Raw genomic sequence first — 19,286 nt, 5'->3', positions numbered from 1 at the left:
CCGGGATCCCCCGGCCTGCCCTGGCAAGTTTTATTGAGGTGAATGACATGCAAATGATCGAGATCGCACAGCTGCCGGGCCGCTACGCACCGCCGCCCGTCAAGGTCGGGGGCAAGCCGATCGACGAGGAGAGCATCGCCCGCGAGATGCAGTACCACCCCGCGGCGACCGCAGACGAGGCGCAGCTCTCGGCTGCCCGCGCCTTGGTGGTTCGCGAGCTGCTGCGCCAGCGCGCCGTCGAGCTCGATCTGCTCTCGGCCGACGCAACTGGCGAAAGCGACCACGATGCCGCCATCGCGATGCTGCTCGAGCGTGAACTGGAGGTGCCGGAGCCCGAGGAAGAGGCCTGCCGCCGCTTCTTCGACGCCGACCCCGAGCGCTTCAGCGAGCCGACCCGCATCGCCGTTCGCCATATTTTGTTGGCCGCTGCCCCGGACGACGCCGAACGGCGCGATGCCCTGTATCGCCAGGGTCAGACGCTGATCGAAGAATTGACCGCCATCCCTGAACGTTTCACCGAATTCGCCATGCGCCACTCCGACTGCCCCTCCAAGAGCGAGGGCGGGGAGCTGGGCTGGCTGGCCCCGGGACAGACCGTGGCCGAACTCGATCGCGCCCTGCAGCACCTGCCGGAAGGGCTCCACGACCGCCCGCTGGCCTCGCGCTACGGCTGGCATGTGGTGATCGTCGACCAGCGCGACGAAGGCCGTCGCCTGCCCTTCGAGCAAGTGGCCGAGCGCGTCCGCCACACCCTGCGCGAACAGGCCACCCGCCGCGCCCTGCGCCACTACCTGTTGGCCCTGGAAGCTGAAATCGGCGTCGAGGGGATCGAGCTGGACGACGATGCCGCCGGCAGTCTGATGCAATAGCCCTCTGACGCAACAGGAGAACGCCCATGTCCCATGTCCATGCCGATACTCCCTTCGTGCCGCTCGGTATCGCCGTGCTGACCGTATCCGATACGCGCGGCTTCGACCGCGACGGCAGCGGCGACCTGCTCAGCGAGCGTCTTACCGAGGCAGGGCATGTCCTGGTCGACCGGCGCATCGTGCCCGACGATATCTATCGCATCCGTGCGGTGGTCTCGAAGTGGATCGTGCGCGACGACATCCAGGTGGTGCTGGTCAACGGCGGCACCGGCTTCACCAAGCGGGACACCACCCCCGAGGCGCTGTCGCCGCTGTTCGACCGGGCCGTGGACGGCTACGGCGAGCTGTTCCGCCAGCTTTCCTACGAGACCATCGGCACCTCCACGATTCAGTCGCGTGCCGTGGCGGGGTGGCCAACGCCACCCTGGTGTTCTCCATGCCCGGCTCGCCCAAGGCGTGCGCCACCGCCTGGGACGGCATCCTCGCCGCTCAGCTCAATGCCCGCACCCGGCCGTGCAATTTCGTCGCCATGGTCATGCCCGAACAGCAGGCCTGCGCCAGCCGCAACGGTGCGCCTGACCACGGTCAAGGAGTACGCGCATGAGCTGTGCCAGCCTTGCCAAGGGTCTGCTCGATCTGGACGTAGCGCGGGCAAGGATGATCGCCGCTGCCGAGCCGGTGCGCGGCGAGGAGCGCATCGCCATCGAGCAGGCGGTCGGCCGCGTGCTGGCATGTGATATCGTGGCGCACCTGGACATGCCCGGTATCGACAACAGCGCGATGGACGGCTACGCCCTGCGTGTGGCGGAGCTGGGCGAGGCGGGCCTGCCGGTAGTGCAGCGCATACCTGCAGGGACCGGCGTCAAGGTGTTGCCGGAAGGCGGTTGCGCGCGCATCTTCACTGGCGCGCCGGTACCCGAAGGGGCCGACTGCGTGATTCCCCAGGAGCGGGTGCGGTTCGACGAAGCGGGCCGCGTCCACGTGATCGGCGAGGCCAAGCTAGGCGCCAACATCCGCCGGCGCGGCGAGGAGTACCGCGCCGGGCAGGCGCTGCTGCCGGCCGGCGCGACCCTGAACGCCGCGGCGCTGGCCATGCTGGCCAGCCAGGGGATTGCCGAGGTCGAGGTGCTGCCGCGACTCACCGTGGCGCTGCTCTCCACCGGCGATGAATTGATCGAACCGGGTGCACCCTATGCGCCCGGCAATGTCTACAACAGTAACCGGGTCATGCTGCAGGCGCTGCTCGAACAGCAGGGCTGCCGCGTGATCGATATGGGGATCGTGGCCGACACCCCCGAGGCGCTCCACGCGGCCTTTGTGTGCGCCCGCGATAGCGCCGACCTGGTGGTCTGCACCGGCGGCGTGTCGGTGGGTGAGGAAGACCACGTGCGCCCTGTGCTCGACGGGCTCGGCGGGCTGGTCTTCCACGGCGTGGCGATCAAGCCCGGCAAGCCCTTTGCCTTTGGCTACCTGGACGACGGGTCGCCGGAAGGGGTGCCCTTGATCGGCCTGCCGGGCAATCCCGTGGCCTCGCTGGTAGGGTGGCACCTGCTGGCCCGACCTTTCGTGCAGGGCTGCCAGGGGCGTACCGTCGGGCCACTACAACAATACAAAGTCCGCGCCGGCTTCTCGCGGCGGGGCAGCCCTGGGCGGCGTGAACTGCTGCGCGTCGTGCTCGACTGGCAGAATGGCCACCCGGTCGCCTTCCTGGCCGGCGGTCAGGGCTCCCATATGCTGCGCTCAGCCAGTGAGGCACACGGCTATCTGATGATGGCTGCCGATACCGACGTGGAGGAAGGACATGAATACCCCTATCTGCCCGCCGGACAGTTCGTCGATTGACCTGCTGTTCAAGCCCAAGCAGCTGCGCGAATTAATTCATGGTGTGTCCTGGCTCGGTGAGCCTGACGATGGCGAGATCACCTCGCTGCTGGAAGCGTCGTCGCTGATGACGCTGAAGAGCCGCGAATGGCTGTTTCGCCAGGATACGCCGGCTCACTGGCTCTATATCGTCATCAACGGAGCGGTGCGCCTGGCGCGCAGCACCTGCGACGGTCGCCTGGCTACCATCCGCTGCGTCGAGCGCGGCGGCACCCTGGGCGAGCTGAGCATGGTGTCGAGCGCCGGGGTCTACCTCTATTCCGCCGAGGCGCTGCGTCGCACCCACGTGCTGGCGCTGCCCGCCTCGCGCTGTCGCGAGATCATGGACCGTCAGCCGGCCTGTCGCGCCGAGTTCATGAGCCGCCTGGCGCTGGAGCTGACCGAGCGCCTCGAAGACCTGGCGCTGCTGACCCAGGCCGACGCCATGTCGCGGCTGGTCAGCTACATCCTGCGCCAGTTCCCGGCCAACCGTACCCGGATGCCGCGCGTGGTGCGTCTGTCGATCCCCAAGCGCTGGCTGGCCGCGCAGTTGGCGATGACGCCGGAAACCCTGTCGCGGCTGCTGGCCAAGCTGCGCGACAGTGGCGCCATCAGCATCGATCGTCAGCGCCTGCTGGTGCTTGACGAGCAGAAGCTGCGCGATGCCATGCTGGCGAACGACTAGGCCTCGCCCAGCGGCATGGGTGCACAGATTCTGCTGTCCAAGGAGGCTGCATGCCCCGAACCGCCAACAAGCCCCGTACCCTGGTCTACTCCTGCTCCGGCTGCTCCGACGTGGCGCAGCTGGCCAACGCCGTGGCCGTGAAGCTCGACCATGCCGGCATCGCCGAGATGTCGTGCATTTCCGGGGTTGGGGGCGGCGTGCCGGGGCTGGTACGCACCGCCCGCTCCGGGCGGCCCATCGTCGCCATCGACGGCTGCCAGATGCACTGCGTCACCCACTGCCTGGCCAATGCCGGCGTGACCGCCACCGAGCACGTCAAGCTCTACGAGCAGGGCTTTCGCAAGCGGCGCGGCAAGACCTATGACGCCGATACCGTCGACGAGGTGGTGACGCAGGTGGGCAAGCTGATCGCCCGGCTGCCCATGGATGGCGCGGTCGCCGCGCCAACAGCCGAGACAACAGCCGAGGAGTCCCCATGTCGCTGATCGATGGCTTCGGCCGCGCCGTTCGCTACGTTCGCCTGTCGGTCACCGACCGCTGCGACTTCCGCTGCGTCTACTGCATGGCCGAGGAGATGACCTTCCTGCCCCGCGCCCGGCTGTTGACCCTGGAGGAGATCGCCACCCTGTCGCGGGCCTTCGTCGAACTCGGCGTGGAGAAGATCCGCCTGACCGGCGGCGAGCCGCTGGTGCGCCGCGGGATCGAAGAGCTGGTGGCCGAGCTCGGCGCGCTGCCCGGACTGCGCGACTTCGGCATGACCACCAACGGCGCCGGGCTGGTCAAGCACGCCCGCGCCCTGTACCGGGGCGGGCTCAAGCGGCTCAACGTCAGCCTCGACTCGCTCGATCCCGAGCGCTTTCGCGCCCTGACCCGCACCGGCGATCTCGCCAGGGTGATCGACGGCATCCGCGCCGCCCGGGAAGCCGGCTTTACGCGCATCAAGCTCAACGCGGTGATCCTCAAAGGCCGCAACGACGACGAAGTGCTCGACCTGGTGGAATTCGCTCGCGCCGAAGGCGTCGACATCAGCTTCATCGAAGAGATGCCGCTGGGCCAGAACATGAGCCACGACCGCGGCGAGACCTTCTGCTCGAGCGACGACGTGCGTGCCGCCATCGAGACACGCCATGCGCTGCTGCCCACCACCGAGTCCACCCTGGGCCCGTCGCGCTACTACCGCATGGCCGACAGCGACTCGCGTATCGGCTTCATCTCGCCCCACAGCCACAACTTCTGCGCCGCCTGCAACCGCGTACGCGTGACCGCCGAGGGCCGCCTGCTGCTGTGCCTGGGCAACGAGCACTCCGTCGACCTGCGTGCGGTGATGCGCCGTCATCCGGGGATCTCGAACGGCTCAAGGCCGCCATTGTCGCCGCCATGCAGAAGAAGCCCGAGCGCCATCACTTCACCACCGACGGCGACGTGCAGGTGGTGCGCTTCATGAACATGACGGGGGCTAGGCGCCGACCCTCGCACGCTCGTTCTTGTAAGATGCGCCCGGTGCGGGCTAGCTTGGTGGGCAAAACGACTGCCCACCAGGAGACCCGCATGGCTGCCCCCTTCGACGAGCACGACCCGTACCTGTGGCTGGAAGAGGTCGAGGGCGAACGCGCCCTGGCCTGGGTCGAGCAGCGCAATGCCGAGAGCCAGGCCAGGCTCGCCGATGCGCCGGGCTTCACCGCGCTACGCGACGACCTGCAGGCGATCCTCGAGGCCGACGACCGCATCCCCTTCGTGGTCAAGCGCGGCGAGCACTTCTACAACTTCTGGCAGGATCGCGACCACCCCCGTGGGCTGTGGCGGCGCACCAGCCTGGCGGAGTACCGCAAGGCGCGGCCCGAGTGGGAGGTGCTGATCGACCTCGACGCGCTCAACGCCGAGGAGGGCGAGAACTGGGTATGGCACGGCGCCCACTGCCTGCGCCCCGAATCGCCCGACGCGCCCTGGCGCCACTGCCTGGTGTCGCTCTCCCGCGGCGGTGCCGACGCCGACGTCACCCGCGAGTTCGACCTGGTCGAGAAGCGCTGGGTCGAAGCGGGCTTCTACCGCCCCGAGGCCAAGGGCGGCCTGGGCTGGATCGACCGTGACACGGTCTATGTCCAGACCGACTTCGGCGAAGGCTCGATGACCCGCTCCGGCTACCCGCGCATCGTCAAGCAGTGGCGGCGCGGCACGCCGATGGCCGACGCCGAGACGGTGTTCGAGGCCGAGCCCGACGACATGGCCGTAGGCGCCGCGCACGACTCCACCCCCGGCTTCCAGCGCGACTTCGTCAGCCGTGCCCGGGCCTTCTACGACAACGAGCTCTATCTGCGCCAGGCCGACGGCAGCCTCACCCGTATCGAGGTGCCCAATTCGGCCCACAAGCAGGTGCACCGCGAGTGGCTGATGATCGAGCTGCGCGAGCCCTGGGAGGTGGCGGGCACCACCCACCCCGCCGGCGCGCTGCTGCTCGCCGACTTCGACGCCTTCATGGGCGGCGAACGCGAACTGCGCGTACTGTTCACCCCCACCGAACGCACCTCGCTCTCCGACGTCACCTGGACCCGCCGCCACCTGATCCTCAACGTGCTCGACGACGTCAAGCACCGGCTCTACGTGCTCACCCCGAGCGAAGGCCAGTGGCAGCCCGAGCCGCTGGCGGGCGTGCCGACGCTGGGCAGCATTAGCGTGAGCGCGGTGGACGACGAGGAGAGCGACGAGGTGTTCGTCATCGTCAGCGACCACCTCACGCCGACCACGCTGCTGCACGGCCGGGTCGGCGAGGCGCTCGAGACGCTCAAGCAGGCCCCGGCGCTGTTCGACGCCGAGGGGCTCGAGGTGACCCAGCACTTCGCCACCAGCCGCGACGGCACGCCGATTCCCTACTTCCAGGTGGCGAAGCGCGACCTCGAACCCAGCGGCGCGCATCCGACCCTGCTCTACGGCTACGGCGGCTTCGAGGTGCCGCTGCTGCCCGGCTACAGCCCCGGGGTGGGGCGCGCCTGGCTCAGCCAGGGCGGCGTCTACGTGGTGGCCAACATCCGCGGCGGCGGCGAGTACGGCCCGCGCTGGCACCAGGCGGCGCTGCGCGAGAAGCGCCACAAGGCGTTCGAGGACTTCGCCGCGGTGGCAGAGGATCTCATCGAACGCGGCGTCACTTCAGCGCGGCGGCTGGGCGTCCAGGGCGGTTCCAACGGCGGCCTGCTGGTGGGCAACATGCTCACCCGCTACCCGCGGCTGTTCGGCGCCGTGGTGTGCCAGGTGCCGCTGCTCGACATGCGCCGCTATCACTTGCTGCTGGCCGGCGCCTCGTGGATGGCCGAGTACGGCGACCCCGAGAGCGACGACTGGCAGTTCCTGCACGATGTCTCGCCCTACCACAACCTCGATCCCGCGGCCCACTACCCGCCCATGCTGCTGATGACCAGCACCCGCGACGACCGCGTCCACCCCGGCCACGCGCGCAAGATGATGGCGCGCATGAGCGAGCAGGGGCATCGGGTGCTCTATTACGAAAACATTGAAGGCGGCCACGGCGGCGCGGCTGACAACCGCCAGCGCGCCCATATGCAGGCGCTGGCCTTTACCTTTCTCTGCCAGACGCTGGCAGAAGGCTCGCCTGAGCCGTCGTGACTGTTGCGCTGCTTTTGCGTTCTTCCCTCTGGGTTGCTTGCGCGGTGGTTATCTCCTGCAGCACCTCGTCGGCCTTGCCGATCTCCCTGGGGACTTCTTCCGACTGCAGCGCCCAGCTGCGCCGAACGCACCGTACATAACTGTGCCGGAATGGGAGGGCAAGCTGTCATGCCCCTCAGCGCCGCGGTATACCGACACGCCGCCCGGCGGCTTCCGGCCAGCTGCCGGCCTCGGTACAGGGCAGGCCATCGAGCGCGGCAGCGACATCGGGTGGGAAGGGCGCGGGGCGGTGACTCTGCGTATCGATGCCCATCAGCATCTGTTCGCTGGTGGCTAGCGTTTCACCGGCTTCGTCGTGCATGGCGAAGAAGAGATGCAAGCGTTTGGCATCGCGGTCGAGCAGGGTCACCGTCACCTCGAGTGGCTGGCCCTCGTGGGCTTCACGGCGGTAGCAGAGATGGGTCTCGAGGGTGAAGAGCGTGTAGCCAAGGCGCTCGCGGCCCGCCGCGTCCAGACCGACCCGCACCATCAGGGTGTCCACCGCCAGGGAGAAGACTCGGGCGTACTCGGCGTCATTCATATGGCCGTTGTAGTCGACCCAGGCCGGGGCGACGCAGGTAGTCAGTATCACCATCAGTTACCTTCCTCCAGGCCATCCGCTTTCGGCCAGTATTCTGAACCAGGCCGAGCAGTACAACCCAGCACGTCGCCCCGACGACAGCCGAATTCGGTTTCTGGTCTTGCGCCCGGCATGACGGGGCAGCGAGGTTGCAATGGCCACCCACCTGGGTAGTAAGAAATGCAACTGAGATAGCCACCGCTATGCAAGGCGATTATTTACAATAGGCGAGCCCAGGTGGTGTACAACAGTCAGAGAGCGGACCCTGCGCTGGAGCCCTATGGTGGGAGTGATCGACGTACAAGGAGTGACACGGGTCGGTCGAATACAGGTGGTGCCGGAAGATAAGCTATTAGCTGCCTATCGGGAGTACGAGATCGATGATGAGACGTTGCACCGAGTCTGCGAGTGGCCCATCCCCCAGTGCGGCAGTCAGGCTTGCTGATGACGGTGTGTACCTGTCGCGCCCTACCGAGGTGAGGCCCCTCTCCGTGGGTTTCGTGCTGCTGCACCGCTTCACGCTGCTGCCCTTCGCGGCCTTCGTCGACTGCCTGCGCCTGGCCGCCGACGAGGGGATCGCAGCCGCCAGCTGCGCTGCCACTGGACCTTCATGACCAGCCAGGGGCAGGAGGCTCACTCCAGCTGTGGCGCTACCATCTCGCCCTGCGAGACCTTCGGAACCCCACCGGGTTCGACTATATCGTGGTGATCGGCGGCGTGCAGGACGAGCGGGATCGGCCTGACACCGTCGCGCTGGCCTACCTGCGCCAGGCGGCGAGCGCCGGGGTGCCGCTGGTGGGGTTGTGCACGGGTGTCTTTGCCTTGATCCAGGCGGGGGTGATGAAAGAGCGTCGCTGCTGCGTCGGCTGGTACCATCACCGCGACTTGGTGCAGCGCTTTCCCACCATCCAGCCGGTAGCCGACCGGCTGTTCGTCGATGACGGCGACCGGCTCACCTGTGCGGGCGGGGCGGCGGCGGCCGACCTGGCCGCCTATCTGGTCGAGCGTCATCTAGGCAAGGCCTGGGCGATGAAGAGCCTGAACATCATGCTGCTCGATGAGGGCCGCAAAGGTACCCACCCCCAGCCCCAGCCGGTGGTGTTCGGCAAGATCGAGGATCGCCTGGTGCGCCGCGCCATCGCCGTGCTCGAGCAGCATCTGGGCGAGGCGATTTCGATGGAGGCGCTGGCCGAGCGGGTGGGTACCTCGCGCCGCAACCTGGAGCGTCGCTTTCGCGAGACGCTGGGCGTGGGCCCTCAGAAGTTCGCCCGCGACCTTCGCCTTCGCTATGGCGTGTGGCTGCTCCACTATACCGGCAAGAGCATCACCGAGATCGGCGAGCGCTGCGGCTTCGCCGACACCGCCCACTTCTCACGCCATTTCCGCACCGCCTTCAGCATGACGCCTTCGGAAATGCGCAAGCGCGCCGGTGAGCCCGGCAGCGACCGGGTCGACCCCTTCTTCCTGCATGTCGAGAGCCGCCCGGGGCTGTAAGGCTTATGCGGTGGGCTTGGCGGCGGTAGGCGCCGTTTCAAGGCGATCCGCCAGCCGCTGAGCGGCGCGCCGGGCCAAGGGCTCGAGCTGGGTGTTCTCCTCTGCCAGGCTGGCGATCAGGCGCCGCTTCATGGGCCGGGCCCAGAACTTCTCCAGGTGGTTACAGATGCTCGCCACGGCCTCCTCCTCGTCCCGGCCGCCACTCAAATTGGCGGCGATCTGGTTGGCCATGCGTACCAGGTGCGTGTCGTGGTGCAGTGACATTCTCGATTCCTCAGCCATGAGCCCGGATCGCCGCGGGGGCGGCGGGGCGGTGATAGATCAGGTGGCGGCCCGGTCGGGCGAAGCCCACCAGCAGCAGGTCGGCCGCCCGGGCCTGCTCCACCGCCAGCGCCGTGGCGGCCGAGACCGCCACCAGGGCACCGATGCCGACGCTGGCGCTCTTGTGCACCATCTCGTAGCTGGCGCGGCTGGAGATCAGGGCGAAACCTTCTGCAGTGGGCCCGCCGCGGCGGGCCAGGGCGCCGATCAGCTTGTCCAGGGCGTTGTGGCGCCCCACGTCTTCGCGCACCAGTTGGATCTGCCCGCTTGCGTCGCACCAGGCGGCGCCATGGGTCGCGCCGGTAAGGGCTTGCAGCGGCTGGTGCTCGGCCAGCTGCGCCAGCGCGCGCTGGATGGCGGCGTCGCCGAGGGCCGGTGCCGTGACCCGCGGGATCGGGCGAATCGCCTGCGCCAGGGCCTCGGTGCCGCACAGGCCGCAGCCGGTGCGCCCGGCCAGGCTGCGGCGCCGGGCCTTGAGGGCCGCCAGCCGCTGGCTGCTGATGGTCAGCTGCACCGCCAGGCCATGCGTCTCCTCGCCGACCTCCAGGTCATAGCATTCGCGGGGGTGGTCGATGATCCCCTCGGAGAGGCTGAAGCCCAGGGCGAACTCCTCCAGATCGGCGGGCGTGGTCATCATTACCGCATGAGAGACGCCGTTGTAGACCAGGGCCACCGGGACCTCCAGGGCCAGGGTATCCTCCTGGGCGTCGCCGTACCCGCCGCTGGTGCCGCGGCGAACCTCCACCGAATAGCGGGCCAGGGCGGCTTGCGGCCGGGACGCCCCGCCGGGTGTTGTCATCGGACGGCACACCGTGCTCATGGCGCTGCCCCACGCGGTGCCGCTTCGGCCAGGTGGCCGCGCTGGGCCCGATCAAAGTCGGCGAAGCGGCGCTGCCAGGCGGAGGGCTGGCTGACTTTCTCCACCTGCACCGCTGTTACCTTGTACTCCGGGCAGTTGGTGGCCCAGTCGGAGTTATCGGTGGTGATGACGTTGGCACCGCTGCCCGGGTGGTGGAAGGTGGTATAGACCACGCCTGGCTGCATGCGCTCGCTGAGTCGGGCGCGCAGCACCGTCTGGCCTGAGCGGCTGGCGATGCCTAGCCAATCGCCGTCGCGGATGCCGCGCAGCTCGGCGTCGGCGGGGTGTAGCTCCAGCACGTCCTCGGCGTGCCACATCTGGTTGTCGGTGCGTCGGGTCTGGGCACCGACGTTGTACTGGGAGAGGATCCGCCCGGTGGTCAGCAGCAGGGGGTAGCGGCGGTTGGTGCGCTCCTCGGTGGCCACGTATTCGGTGATGGCGAAGCGCCCGCGGCCGATGGGGAAGGTCTCTGCGTGCAAGGTCGGGCTGCCGGTGGGGTGGGCGTCGTTGCACGGCCACTGCAGGCTGCCATGGGTTTCGAGTCGCGCATAGCTGACCCCGGCGAAGCTCGGCGTGAGGCGGGCGATCTCATCCATGATCTCTGATGGGTGGCCATAGTTCATGGGATAACCCAGCGCGCGAGCCAGCTCCTGGGTCACCTCCCAGTCGGCCTTGCCGGCCAGCGGTGGCATCACCCGGCGCACCCGGTTGATGCGCCGCTCGGCGTTGGTGAAGGTGCCGTCCTTCTCCAGGAAGCTCGACCCCGGCAGCAGCACGTGGGCGTACTTGGCGGTCTCGTTGAGGAAGATGTCCTGAACGATCAAGCACTCCAGGGCGGAGAGCGCAGCCTCCACGTGCTGGGTGTTGGGGTCTGACTGGGCGATGTCCTCGCCCTGCACGTAGAGCGCCTTGAAGCTGCCCTCGATAGCGGCATCGAACATGTTGGGAATGCGTAGCCCCGGCTCGTCGTCCAGGGTCACGCCCCAGGCGGCCTCGAAGCGCCCGCGGGCCACGGGGTCGGCCACGTGCTGGTAGCCGGGCAGCTCGTGGGGGAAGGAGCCCATGTCGCAGGAGCCCTGGACATTGTTCTGGCCGCGCAGCGGGTTCACTCCTACGCCCTCGCGGCCGAGGTTGCCGGTGGCCATGGCCAGGTTGGCGATCCCCATCACCATGGTGGAGCCCTGGCTGTGTTCGGTGACCCCCAGGCCGTAGTAGATGGCGCCGTTGCCGGCGCTGGCGTAGGTGCGCGCGGCGCGGCGCACCGCGGCGGCGGGCACCCCGGTGATCGACTCCGTCGCCTCGGGGAGTGGCGCTCCTCACCGATGAAATCGCGCCAGGCCCGGTAGGCGGCGGTGTCGCAGCGGGCGGCGATAAAGTCGTGGTCCTCCAGGCCCTCGGCCACCACCACATGGGCCAAGGCATTGATTAGCGCCACATTGGTGCCCGGGCGTAGCGGCAGGTGCTGGGCATCCGCCAGGTGGGGAGTCTTGAGCAGATCGATGCGCCGCGGGTCGGCGACGATCAGCCTCGGCACCCTGGCGCAGCCGCTTGCGCATCAGCGAACCGAACACCGGGTGGGCGTCGGTGGGGTTGGCGCCGATCACCAGGATGGCGTCGGCCTGCATCACCGAGTCGAACGTCTGAGTGCCGGCGGACTCACCCAGGGTGGTCTTGAGGCCGTAGCCGGTGGGTGAGTGGCAGACCCGCGCGCAGGTGTCGGTATTGTTGTTGCCGAAGGCGGCGCGCACCAGTTTCTGCACCAGATAGGTCTCCTCGTTGGTGCAGCGCGATGAAGTGATGCCACCGACACTCTCGCGGCCGTACTTTGCCTGGATTGTCTTGAGCCGTTCGGCGGCAAAGGCAATCGCCTCTTCCCAGCCTACCTCACGCCAGGGCTGATCGATCGACTCGCGAACAAGCGGCGTAGTGATGCGGTCGGGATGAGTGGCGTAGCCGAAGGCGAAGCGCCCCTTGACGCAGGAGTGGCCGTGGTTGGCGTCACCACCCTTGTACGGCACCATGCGTACCAGCTGGTCGCCCTTCATCTGGGCCTCGAAGGAGCAGCCAACGCCGCAGTAGGCGCAGGTGGTCACCACGCTGTGCTCCGGCTGGCCGGCATCGATGACGCTCTTCTCCATCAGCGTGGCGGTGGGGCAGGCCTGGACGCAGGCGCCGCAGGAGACGCACTCAGAGTCCATGAAGGCCTCGCCCTGGCCCGCGGTGACCTTGGAGTCGAAGCCGCGGCCGTCGAGGGTCAGCGCGAAGGTGCCCTGGACCTCTTCGCAGGCGCGCACGCAGCGCGAGCAGACGATGCATTTACTGGGGTCGAAGGTGAAGTAGGGGTTGGACTCGTCCTTTTCCGCCTGCAGATGGTTCTCACCCTCGAAGCCGTAGCGCACCTCGCGCAGCCCCACCCCGCCGGCCATGTCCTGCAGCTCGCAGTCGCCGTTGGCCGGGCAGGTCAGGCAGTCCAGCGGGTGGTCGGAGATGTAGAGCTCCATGATGTTGCGGCGCAGCCGCGCCAGTCGCGCGTTCTGGGTGGTGACCCGCATGCCATCGGCCACCGGGGTGGTGCAAGCCGCGGGGGTGCCACGCCGCCCTTCCACCTGCACGGCACACAGCCGGCACGAGCCGAAGGCCTCCAGGCTGTCGGTGGCGCAGAGCTTGGGAATATTGATATCGGCCAGGGCCGCGGCGCGCAGCACCGAGGTGCCCGCAGGGACGCTAATCGTCACGCCGTCGATCTCAAGGCTCACCGGAGCGGCATCGGCGGCATGGGAAGCGCCTGCGGCTAGGGTCGGATCAGGCGTGCCGAGGTCTTTGGAAAAAGCCTGGGCCTGCTGTCGGGGGGCGAAATGCTCGATCATGGTCAGCCTCCTTCCGCCGGGCGCCGGAAGTCGTCGGGGAAATAGGTCAGGGCGCTGCGCACCGGGAAGGGGTCATGCCGCCCATGGCGCACAATGAGCCGTCCTCCATGGTGTCGCAGAGGTCATGAAGTAGGGCGAGGTTGGCCTCGCGGTCGTGATTTCCGCGAATACGGTCGAGCACCTCGACGCCGCGGGTCGAGCCGATGCGACAGGGGGTGCATTTGCCGCAGGATTCCACCTTGCAGAATTCCATCGAGAAGCGTGCTTGTTCGGCCATGTCGACGCTGTCATCGAACATCACCACGCCGCCGTGGCCGAGCACCGCACCGACCTCGGCAAAGGCCTCGTAGTCGAGCGGCAGGTCCCACTGGCTGGCGGGCAGGTAGGCGCCCAGCGGGCCGCCTACCTGTACGGCGCGCAGCGGACGCCCGCTGGCGGTGCCGCCGCCGAATTCCTCCATCAGCTGGCGCAGGGTGGTGCCGAAGGCCAGCTCCACCAGTCCGCCGCGCTGGACGTTGCCGGCCAGTTGCAGCGCCAGGGTGCCCCGTGAGCGGCCCATGCCAACCTCGGCATAGGCCTCGGCTCCTTCGGCCAGGATGAAGGGCACCGCCGCCAGCGACAGCACGTTGTTGACCACCGTGGGGCGACCGAAGAGGCCTTCGATGGCCGGCAGCGGTGGCTTGAAGCGTACCAGGCCGCGCTTGCCCTCCAGGCTCTCGAGCAGCGAGGTCTCCTCGCCGCAGATATAGGCGCCGGCGCCCAGGCGCACCTCCAGGTGGAAGGCGCGGCCGCTGCCGCGGATGTCGTCGCCCAGGTAGCCGGTGGCCTCGGCGCGGGCGATGGCCGTGTCGAGAATCGCCTTGGCCAAGGGGTACTCGGAGCGCAGGTAGATATAGCCTTGGGTGGCTTCAACGGCGAGACCGGCAATGATCATGCCTTCGATCAGCATGAAAGGATCGCACTCCATGACCAGGCGATCGGCGAAGGTGCCTGAGTCGCCCTCGTCGGCATTGCAGACGATGTACTTCTGGTCCGCCGCGGTGTCGAGCACGGTTTGCCACTTGATGCCGGTGGGGAAGGCGGCGCCGCCGCGGCCTCGCAGTCCCGAAGCCTTGACCTCCTCGACCAGCGCCTGGGGAGTCTGCTGCAAGGCGATTTCGAGGCCGCGGAACCCATCGTGGGCCAGGTAATCAGCGATGGAGAGCGGATCGGTGATCCCGGCGCGGGCGAAGGTGAAGCGCTGCTGGTGGGCGAACCAGGGCAGTGCCTCGGTGGCGCCCAGGGCCAGCGGATGACCGCTTTTGTCTGCCAGGCCCGCCTCGAGCCTGGCAGGATCGAGCAGACCGGCGTCGAGCAAGCCGGGAACGTCCTCGGCAACAACCGGCCCGAAGGCCAGGCGGCCGTTGGACGTTTCCACCTCCAGCAGGGGCTCCAGCCAGGCGGCACCACGCGAGCCGTTGCGTACCAGGGTGAAGGCCAGGCCCGGGCGCGTGCCTCCCGCTCCAGGCGGGCGGCCACTTCATCGGCGCCCAAGGAGAGGGCAGTGGTATCTCGGGGCACGAAGACACGTAGGCTCATGCGATCACCTCCAGGGGGCGAGTCTGAAGCTCGTCGACCAAGGTGTCGAAGCGCTCGGGGGTGACTCGCCCCAGCACCCGATTGCCCACCCGCACGGCGGGGCCGCAGGCGCAGTTGCCCAGGCAGTAGACCGGCTCCAGGGTGATCTCGCGGTCGGCGGTGGTCTGGTGGTAGTCGATCCCCAGGGTGTCCCGCGCATACTTCTCCAGCGCTCGGGAGCCCCGCGCCTGGCAGGCTTCCGCACGGCAGATCTGCACCACGTGGCGCCCCGGCGGCGTGGTGCGGAAGTGGTGGTAGAAGCTGATCACACCGTGCACCTCGGCTCGGGTGAGCTGCAGCGATTCGGCAATCAGCGGAACCGCCTCCCGCGGGACGTAGCCGCAGCGGTCCTGAACCGCATGCAGGATGGGGAGTAGGGCGCCGGGCTTGTGCTTCAGGGCATCGATCTCATCCTGAATCTGCTGGGGCGTCCATGAAGGGAGTGAGCTGTTGAGCATGGCCTGGCCTCGAAGCGAACGTAAGGAGCGCAGCTTGCATGTGCGTCAGTACGTTCGAAGCTGCTGGTTACGGTCTAGTTATGTACTACAGTGCATATATTGAATGCCGTGCCCGTAGTAGCTTGCGCGGTGCATGTGTGTGAAGGTAGCAGCACTTCATTTCTTACAAAATATGAAAAACACAGCATATGAAGCGTATTAAGATCGAGCCAGCCTGGTCCTTTACCGACGAGGCCGGCAACCGCCTGGACCCGCAGCTGTTCGGGCTGCTGCAGGGCATCCATCGCAGCGGCAAGCTGACCGAAGCCGCGGCCGAAGCCGGTATCTCCTACCGCCATGCCTGGAACCTGCTCAACAAGTGGGCGGACTTCTTCGGCGTTACGCTGGTGGAAATGCAAAGGGGCGCGGCGCACGGCTCACCCCACTGGGCGACAAGTTACTGTGGGCACGCCAGCGGGTGGCCGCCCGGCTCGGTCCGCAGCTGGAGAGCCTGGGCTCGGAGCTCAATCTCGAGCTGCAGCAGCTGTTCGAGGGCGTCGAACCGGTGCTGCGCATGCACGCCAGCCACGGCTATGCGGTGGCGCTGCTGCCCCGCTTCGCCAGCGACTTCCAGCTCGACTTGCAGTACTGCAGCCCGGCAGAGGCCCTGGCCGCGCTGAATCGCGGCGCCTGCGACGTGGCCGGCTACCATATGCCGACCTCGGCGACCCGGGGCCCGCTGATGCAGGGCTACCGCCGTCAGCTCCGGCCTAAAAGTCATTGCCTCATTCGCTTCATCACCCGCTGCCAGGGGCTGATGCTCGCTCCCGGAAATCCCAGGGGCATCGTTGGCCTGGCCGACCTGGGGCGCGGCGACGTGCGCTTCATCAATCGCCAGCAGGCCTCGGGCACCCGGGCGCTGCTCGATATCCTGTTGCGCGAGGCGGGTCTCTCGGCGCAGCGCATTCGCGGCTTCGAGCTGGAGGAGTACACCCACTCCGCCGTGGCCGCCTACATCGCCGCCGGGATGGCCGACGTCGGCTTCGGCGTCGAGGCCGCCGCGCGCCAGTTCGGCCTGGACTTCCTGCCGCTCGCCACCGAGCACTATCTGCTGCTGTGCCAGCGCAGCGGCCTGGCCGACCCCAGCGTCGTACGTCTGCTCGAGATGATCCGCAGCGCGCCGTTCCAGCAGGCCGTGCGTGAGCTGCCCGGCTATTCGTTGGACCGTTGCGGCGAGGTGTGTGGCGTCGACGAGCTGTTCGACGAGTCACGCCACGGCTGAGCCTCGCCGGTGCCGTCGTCAGTAGTCGACCACCACGTCGCCCAGGGGCTTGCTGCAGCAGGAGAGGATATAGCCCTCCGCCACGTCCTCCTCGGTGATGCCGCCGTTGTGCTCCATATCGACTTCGCCGGACTTGAGCCCTACCCGGCAGGTGCCGCAGATACCCATGCCGCAGGCCTTGGGGATGTGCAAGCCGAGCTTGGCGGCGGCCGCATGCACCGTCTCGCCCGGCTGAATACGCACGCTCTTGCCAGAGCCGGCAAACTCGACGCTGAGCATGTCGGCGTAATCGATCTCCTCGGCCTCTGACTCGGCCTGCTCGGCCAGTTCCAGCACCTCCTGTCGCACGTCAAGCGGCGTGGCGCCGAAGGATTCCTCATGGTAGCGACTCATGTCGAAGCCGTTTTCGCGCAGGATGCGCTTGATCGCGTTCATGTACGGCGTGGGGCCACAGCAGAAGATCTCGCGATCGAGGAAGTCGGGCACCGTCAGCTCGAGCATCGGCTGGGTCAGGTAGCCGCGATAGCCGGCCCAGGCCTCACCGATGTCGTCCTTCTTCTCGCAGACGATATGCAGCTTGAACTCGGGGATTCGCGAGAACATGTGCACCAGCTCGCGATGGTAGATGATGTCGCGGGGTGCGCGGGCGCTATGGATGAACTCGACGTCCACGTTGGCGTTGGTGTCGAAGAACCAGCGTGTCATCGACATCAGCGGCGTGATACCCACGCCGCCGGAGAGGAACAGCACCTTGTCGGCGGGAAAGTCGATCGAATTGAAGTTGCCCACCGGGCCATGCACCGCCAGTTCGTCGCCGACCTTCAGATTGTCGTGCAGCCAGTTCGACACCTTGCCGCCCGGCACCCGCTTGACGGTGATCGAGAAGCTGTAGGGAATCGACGGTGAGCTGGAGATCGTATAGGAGCGCATGATCGGCTCGCCGTCGATCTCAAGTTCCAGGGTCACGAACTGCCCCGGCTTGAAGAAGAACAGCACCGGCTGCTCGGCCATGAAGCAGAAGGTGCGAACGTCCCAGGTCTCCTGGATCACCTTGACGCAGCGCACCAGGTGGCGGCCGTTGGTCCAGGTCTGGGTCGTGACGGGATTGAGAAAGTTCATGGTCATGTCGAGTCGCCTGGCATTGATCAGCGTGGAAGGCTCCGACTGCGGAACACCGCCTGCCGTTGATCGAATTCTGCGTCAGCAGGCAAGCCCACGACTTGCCTGACGGCGACATGAGCGTACTTCTGGCTTCCACTCATCGCGCTTTTTCTCCTGTGTTCGTCGCGTCTGACTTCCTCCTTGTCGTCGGCAGGCAACTGGCCGAACGGAGGCTGATCCACACTCGCCGTGTTTCCATCCATCGCGTGGCTAACACGACGTAAACCTCTGACGACAGTAACAATCCGCCACATGCCGCCAACGCGGCCAGCAAGAGGAAGTGTTTTCATGGATCCGATCTCCCAGAAGCCGCTGGACGACCCCTGGACCCGGCGCGCGAAGCCGTTGCCGCGATGCTCGCCCAGCGCGCGCGTAATTTCTCGTTGCCCCAGCCGTTCTACAACGACGCCCGGCTGTTCGCGCTGGACATGCAGGAGATCTTCGGCAAGGAGTGGCTGTTCGCCGGCATGACCTGCGAGATTCCCGCCAAGGGCAACTACATGACCCTGCAGGTCGGCGACAACCCGGTGATCCTGGTACGCGGCGAGGGCGGTACGATCCATGCGTTCCACAATGTCTGCCGTCACCGCGGCTCGCGGCTATGCGTCAGCGACAAGGGCAAGGTGGCCAAGCTGGTCTGCCCCTACCATCAGTGGACGTATGAGCTCGACGGCCGCCTGCTGTTCGCCGGCAGCGACATGGGCGAGAACTTCGACTTGGGCAGTTATGGCCTGAAGCCAGTGCACGTGCGCACCGGCGGCGGTTTCATCTTCATCAGCCTGGCCGAGCAGCCGCCCGTCATCGACGACTTCCTGATCACCCTGGAGCACTATCTCGAGCCTTACGAGATGGGCAACCTCAAGGTCGCGGTGGAGTCGAACATCGTTGAGCAGGCCAACTGGAAGCTGGTGATCGAGAATAACCGCGAGTGCTACCACTGCAACGGCTCCCACCCCGAGCTGCTCAACTCGCTGCAGGAGTTCGACGACACCGACGACCCCCGCGCCACGCCCGCCTACAGAGCGCTGGTGGCGAAGAAGCAGTCCGACTGGGACGAGCAGCAGATTCCCTGGCAGCTCAAGCGCTTCGGCAAGCGCAACCGGCTGACCCGCACGCCGCTGCTGGATGGCGTGGTCTCGATGACCATGGACGGCAAGCCGGCCTGCAGCAAGCTGATGGGCCGCCTGACCAGCCCCGACATGGGCTCGCTGCGCATCCTGCATCTGCCCAACTCCTGGAATCACTTCATGGGCGACCACGCCATCGTGTTCCGCGTGCTGCCGCTGGGTCCCCAGGAGACCCTGGTGACCACCAAGTGGCTGGTGCACAAGGATGCCGTGGAGGGCGTCGACTACCAGCCCGAGGAGATGCGCCGGGTATGGGACGCCACCAACGCCCAGGACAAGCGCCTGGCCGAGGAGAACCAGCGCGGCATCAACTCTCAGGCCTACCAGCCGGGTCCCTACTCCGAGACCTACGAGTTCGGCGTGATCGACTTCATCGACTGGTACAGCGAGCGCATGCAGGAGAACCTGGGTCACAGTGCGCCCCACCTTGAGGTGGTGCGCGGCTAGGCCTCTCGCTCACCCGGCGTAAGCGC

The 19,286-nt window shown here is 67.3% G+C and carries 14 protein-coding genes and 5 pseudogenes; 11 read left to right on the top strand and 8 right to left on the bottom strand.

Annotated elements, in window-relative coordinates:
* The first annotated feature begins 47 nt into the window (after nucleotides 1–47).
* The 7 genes and pseudogenes from ACUDAL_RS15290 to ACUDAL_RS15260 all read left to right on the top strand — a co-directional run bounded on the left by ACUDAL_RS15290 (nucleotide 48) and on the right by ACUDAL_RS15260 (nucleotide 7,029).
* Nucleotides 48–869: a peptidylprolyl isomerase gene (locus ACUDAL_RS15290; RefSeq protein WP_444678711.1), complete on the top strand. Its 822-nt coding sequence runs from the start codon at nucleotides 48–50 to the stop codon at nucleotides 867–869.
* A gap of 26 nt (nucleotides 870–895) precedes the next feature.
* Nucleotides 896–1,473, top strand: a pseudogene (gene moaB / locus ACUDAL_RS15285) (molybdenum cofactor biosynthesis protein B).
* On the top strand, nucleotides 1,470–2,711 hold the full coding sequence (locus ACUDAL_RS15280) for a molybdopterin molybdotransferase MoeA (RefSeq protein ID WP_444678710.1): 1,242 nt from the start codon (nucleotides 1,470–1,472) through the stop codon (nucleotides 2,709–2,711). Before moaB ends, ACUDAL_RS15280 begins: the two are co-directional and overlap by 4 nt.
* The gene (locus ACUDAL_RS15275; RefSeq protein WP_444678709.1) at nucleotides 2,671–3,414 is read left to right on the top strand and encodes a Crp/Fnr family transcriptional regulator; all 744 of its coding nucleotides are present in this window, start codon (nucleotides 2,671–2,673) and stop codon (nucleotides 3,412–3,414) included. The genes ACUDAL_RS15280 and ACUDAL_RS15275 overlap by 41 nt, the downstream gene beginning before the upstream one ends.
* Nucleotides 3,415–3,464: 50 nt before the next feature.
* Nucleotides 3,465–3,899 carry a putative zinc-binding protein gene (locus ACUDAL_RS15270; RefSeq protein ID WP_444678708.1) on the top strand — a complete coding sequence of 145 codons (435 nt, stop codon included), beginning with the start codon at nucleotides 3,465–3,467 and terminating at the stop codon, nucleotides 3,897–3,899.
* Nucleotides 3,890–4,869, top strand: a pseudogene (moaA, locus tag ACUDAL_RS15265) (GTP 3',8-cyclase MoaA); the annotation flags it as partial. The gene ACUDAL_RS15270 and the pseudogene moaA, both read left to right, overlap by 10 nt.
* Complete coding sequence (locus ACUDAL_RS15260; protein ID WP_444679406.1) at nucleotides 4,855–7,029, top strand: prolyl oligopeptidase family serine peptidase; 2,175 nt, start codon at nucleotides 4,855–4,857, stop codon at nucleotides 7,027–7,029. The pseudogene moaA and the gene ACUDAL_RS15260, both read left to right, overlap by 15 nt.
* A 175-nt stretch (nucleotides 7,030–7,204) precedes the next feature.
* On the opposite strand, the gene ACUDAL_RS15255 is transcribed toward ACUDAL_RS15260, so the two are convergent.
* Entirely contained in the window at nucleotides 7,205–7,663 is a 459-nt protein-coding gene (locus ACUDAL_RS15255; RefSeq protein WP_444678707.1) for a thioesterase family protein, read from the bottom strand.
* Between the two features lie 437 nt (nucleotides 7,664–8,100).
* Between ACUDAL_RS15255 and ACUDAL_RS15250 the strand changes: the two genes are divergently transcribed.
* On the top strand, nucleotides 8,101–8,262 hold the full coding sequence (locus ACUDAL_RS15250) for a hypothetical protein (RefSeq protein ID WP_444678706.1): 162 nt from the start codon (nucleotides 8,101–8,103) through the stop codon (nucleotides 8,260–8,262).
* Nucleotides 8,263–8,350: 88 nt separating this feature from the next.
* Nucleotides 8,351–9,142 carry a GlxA family transcriptional regulator gene (locus tag ACUDAL_RS15245; protein ID WP_444678705.1) on the top strand — a complete coding sequence of 264 codons (792 nt, stop codon included), beginning with the start codon at nucleotides 8,351–8,353 and terminating at the stop codon, nucleotides 9,140–9,142.
* A gap of 3 nt (nucleotides 9,143–9,145) precedes the next feature.
* Here the strand turns inward: ACUDAL_RS15245 and ACUDAL_RS15240 are convergent, their stop codons facing one another.
* The 5 genes and pseudogenes from ACUDAL_RS15240 to ACUDAL_RS15220 form a co-directional block, all read right to left on the bottom strand.
* Complete coding sequence (locus ACUDAL_RS15240; RefSeq protein ID WP_444678704.1) at nucleotides 9,146–9,406, bottom strand: formate dehydrogenase subunit delta; 261 nt, start codon at nucleotides 9,404–9,406, stop codon at nucleotides 9,146–9,148.
* Nucleotides 9,407–9,416: 10 nt separating this feature from the next.
* Nucleotides 9,417–10,262: a formate dehydrogenase accessory sulfurtransferase FdhD gene (gene fdhD, locus ACUDAL_RS15235; RefSeq protein ID WP_444678703.1), complete on the bottom strand. Its 846-nt coding sequence runs from the start codon at nucleotides 10,260–10,262 to the stop codon at nucleotides 9,417–9,419.
* Between the two features lie 17 nt (nucleotides 10,263–10,279).
* A pseudogene (gene fdhF, locus ACUDAL_RS15230) lies at nucleotides 10,280–13,189 on the bottom strand (formate dehydrogenase subunit alpha).
* A 2-nt stretch (nucleotides 13,190–13,191) separates the two neighbouring features.
* Nucleotides 13,192–14,767 (bottom strand): annotated as a pseudogene (locus ACUDAL_RS15225) (formate dehydrogenase beta subunit).
* A complete protein-coding gene (locus ACUDAL_RS15220; protein WP_444678702.1) occupies nucleotides 14,764–15,264 on the bottom strand; it encodes a formate dehydrogenase subunit gamma in 501 nt (166 codons plus the stop codon). The pseudogene ACUDAL_RS15225 and the gene ACUDAL_RS15220 overlap by 4 nt, the downstream one beginning before the upstream one ends.
* A 188-nt stretch (nucleotides 15,265–15,452) precedes the next feature.
* On the opposite strand from ACUDAL_RS15220, the pseudogene ACUDAL_RS15215 reads away from it, so the two are divergent.
* Nucleotides 15,453–16,525, top strand: a pseudogene (locus tag ACUDAL_RS15215) (substrate-binding domain-containing protein).
* Nucleotides 16,526–16,543: 18 nt separating this feature from the next.
* Here the strand turns inward: ACUDAL_RS15215 and ACUDAL_RS15210 are convergent.
* Nucleotides 16,544–17,650, bottom strand: a complete 1,107-nt coding sequence (locus tag ACUDAL_RS15210; RefSeq protein WP_444678701.1) for an FAD-binding oxidoreductase — start codon at nucleotides 17,648–17,650, stop codon at nucleotides 16,544–16,546.
* A gap of 20 nt (nucleotides 17,651–17,670) precedes the next feature.
* On the bottom strand, nucleotides 17,671–17,976 hold the full coding sequence (locus tag ACUDAL_RS15205; protein WP_444678700.1) for a hypothetical protein: 306 nt from the start codon (nucleotides 17,974–17,976) through the stop codon (nucleotides 17,671–17,673).
* 63 nt (nucleotides 17,977–18,039) lie between these two features.
* Between ACUDAL_RS15205 and ACUDAL_RS15200 the strand changes: the two genes are divergently transcribed.
* Entirely contained in the window at nucleotides 18,040–19,260 is a 1,221-nt protein-coding gene (locus ACUDAL_RS15200; protein ID WP_444678699.1) for an aromatic ring-hydroxylating oxygenase subunit alpha, read from the top strand.
* The last annotated feature ends 26 nt before the right edge of the window (nucleotides 19,261–19,286 follow it).

The organism is Halomonas sp. E19 (assembly GCF_052439355.1).
Classification (GTDB): domain Bacteria; phylum Pseudomonadota; class Gammaproteobacteria; order Pseudomonadales; family Halomonadaceae; genus Halomonas.
Note: the sequence above shows the minus strand (reverse complement) of the source record. Positions and strands in the feature narration are given on the sequence as shown.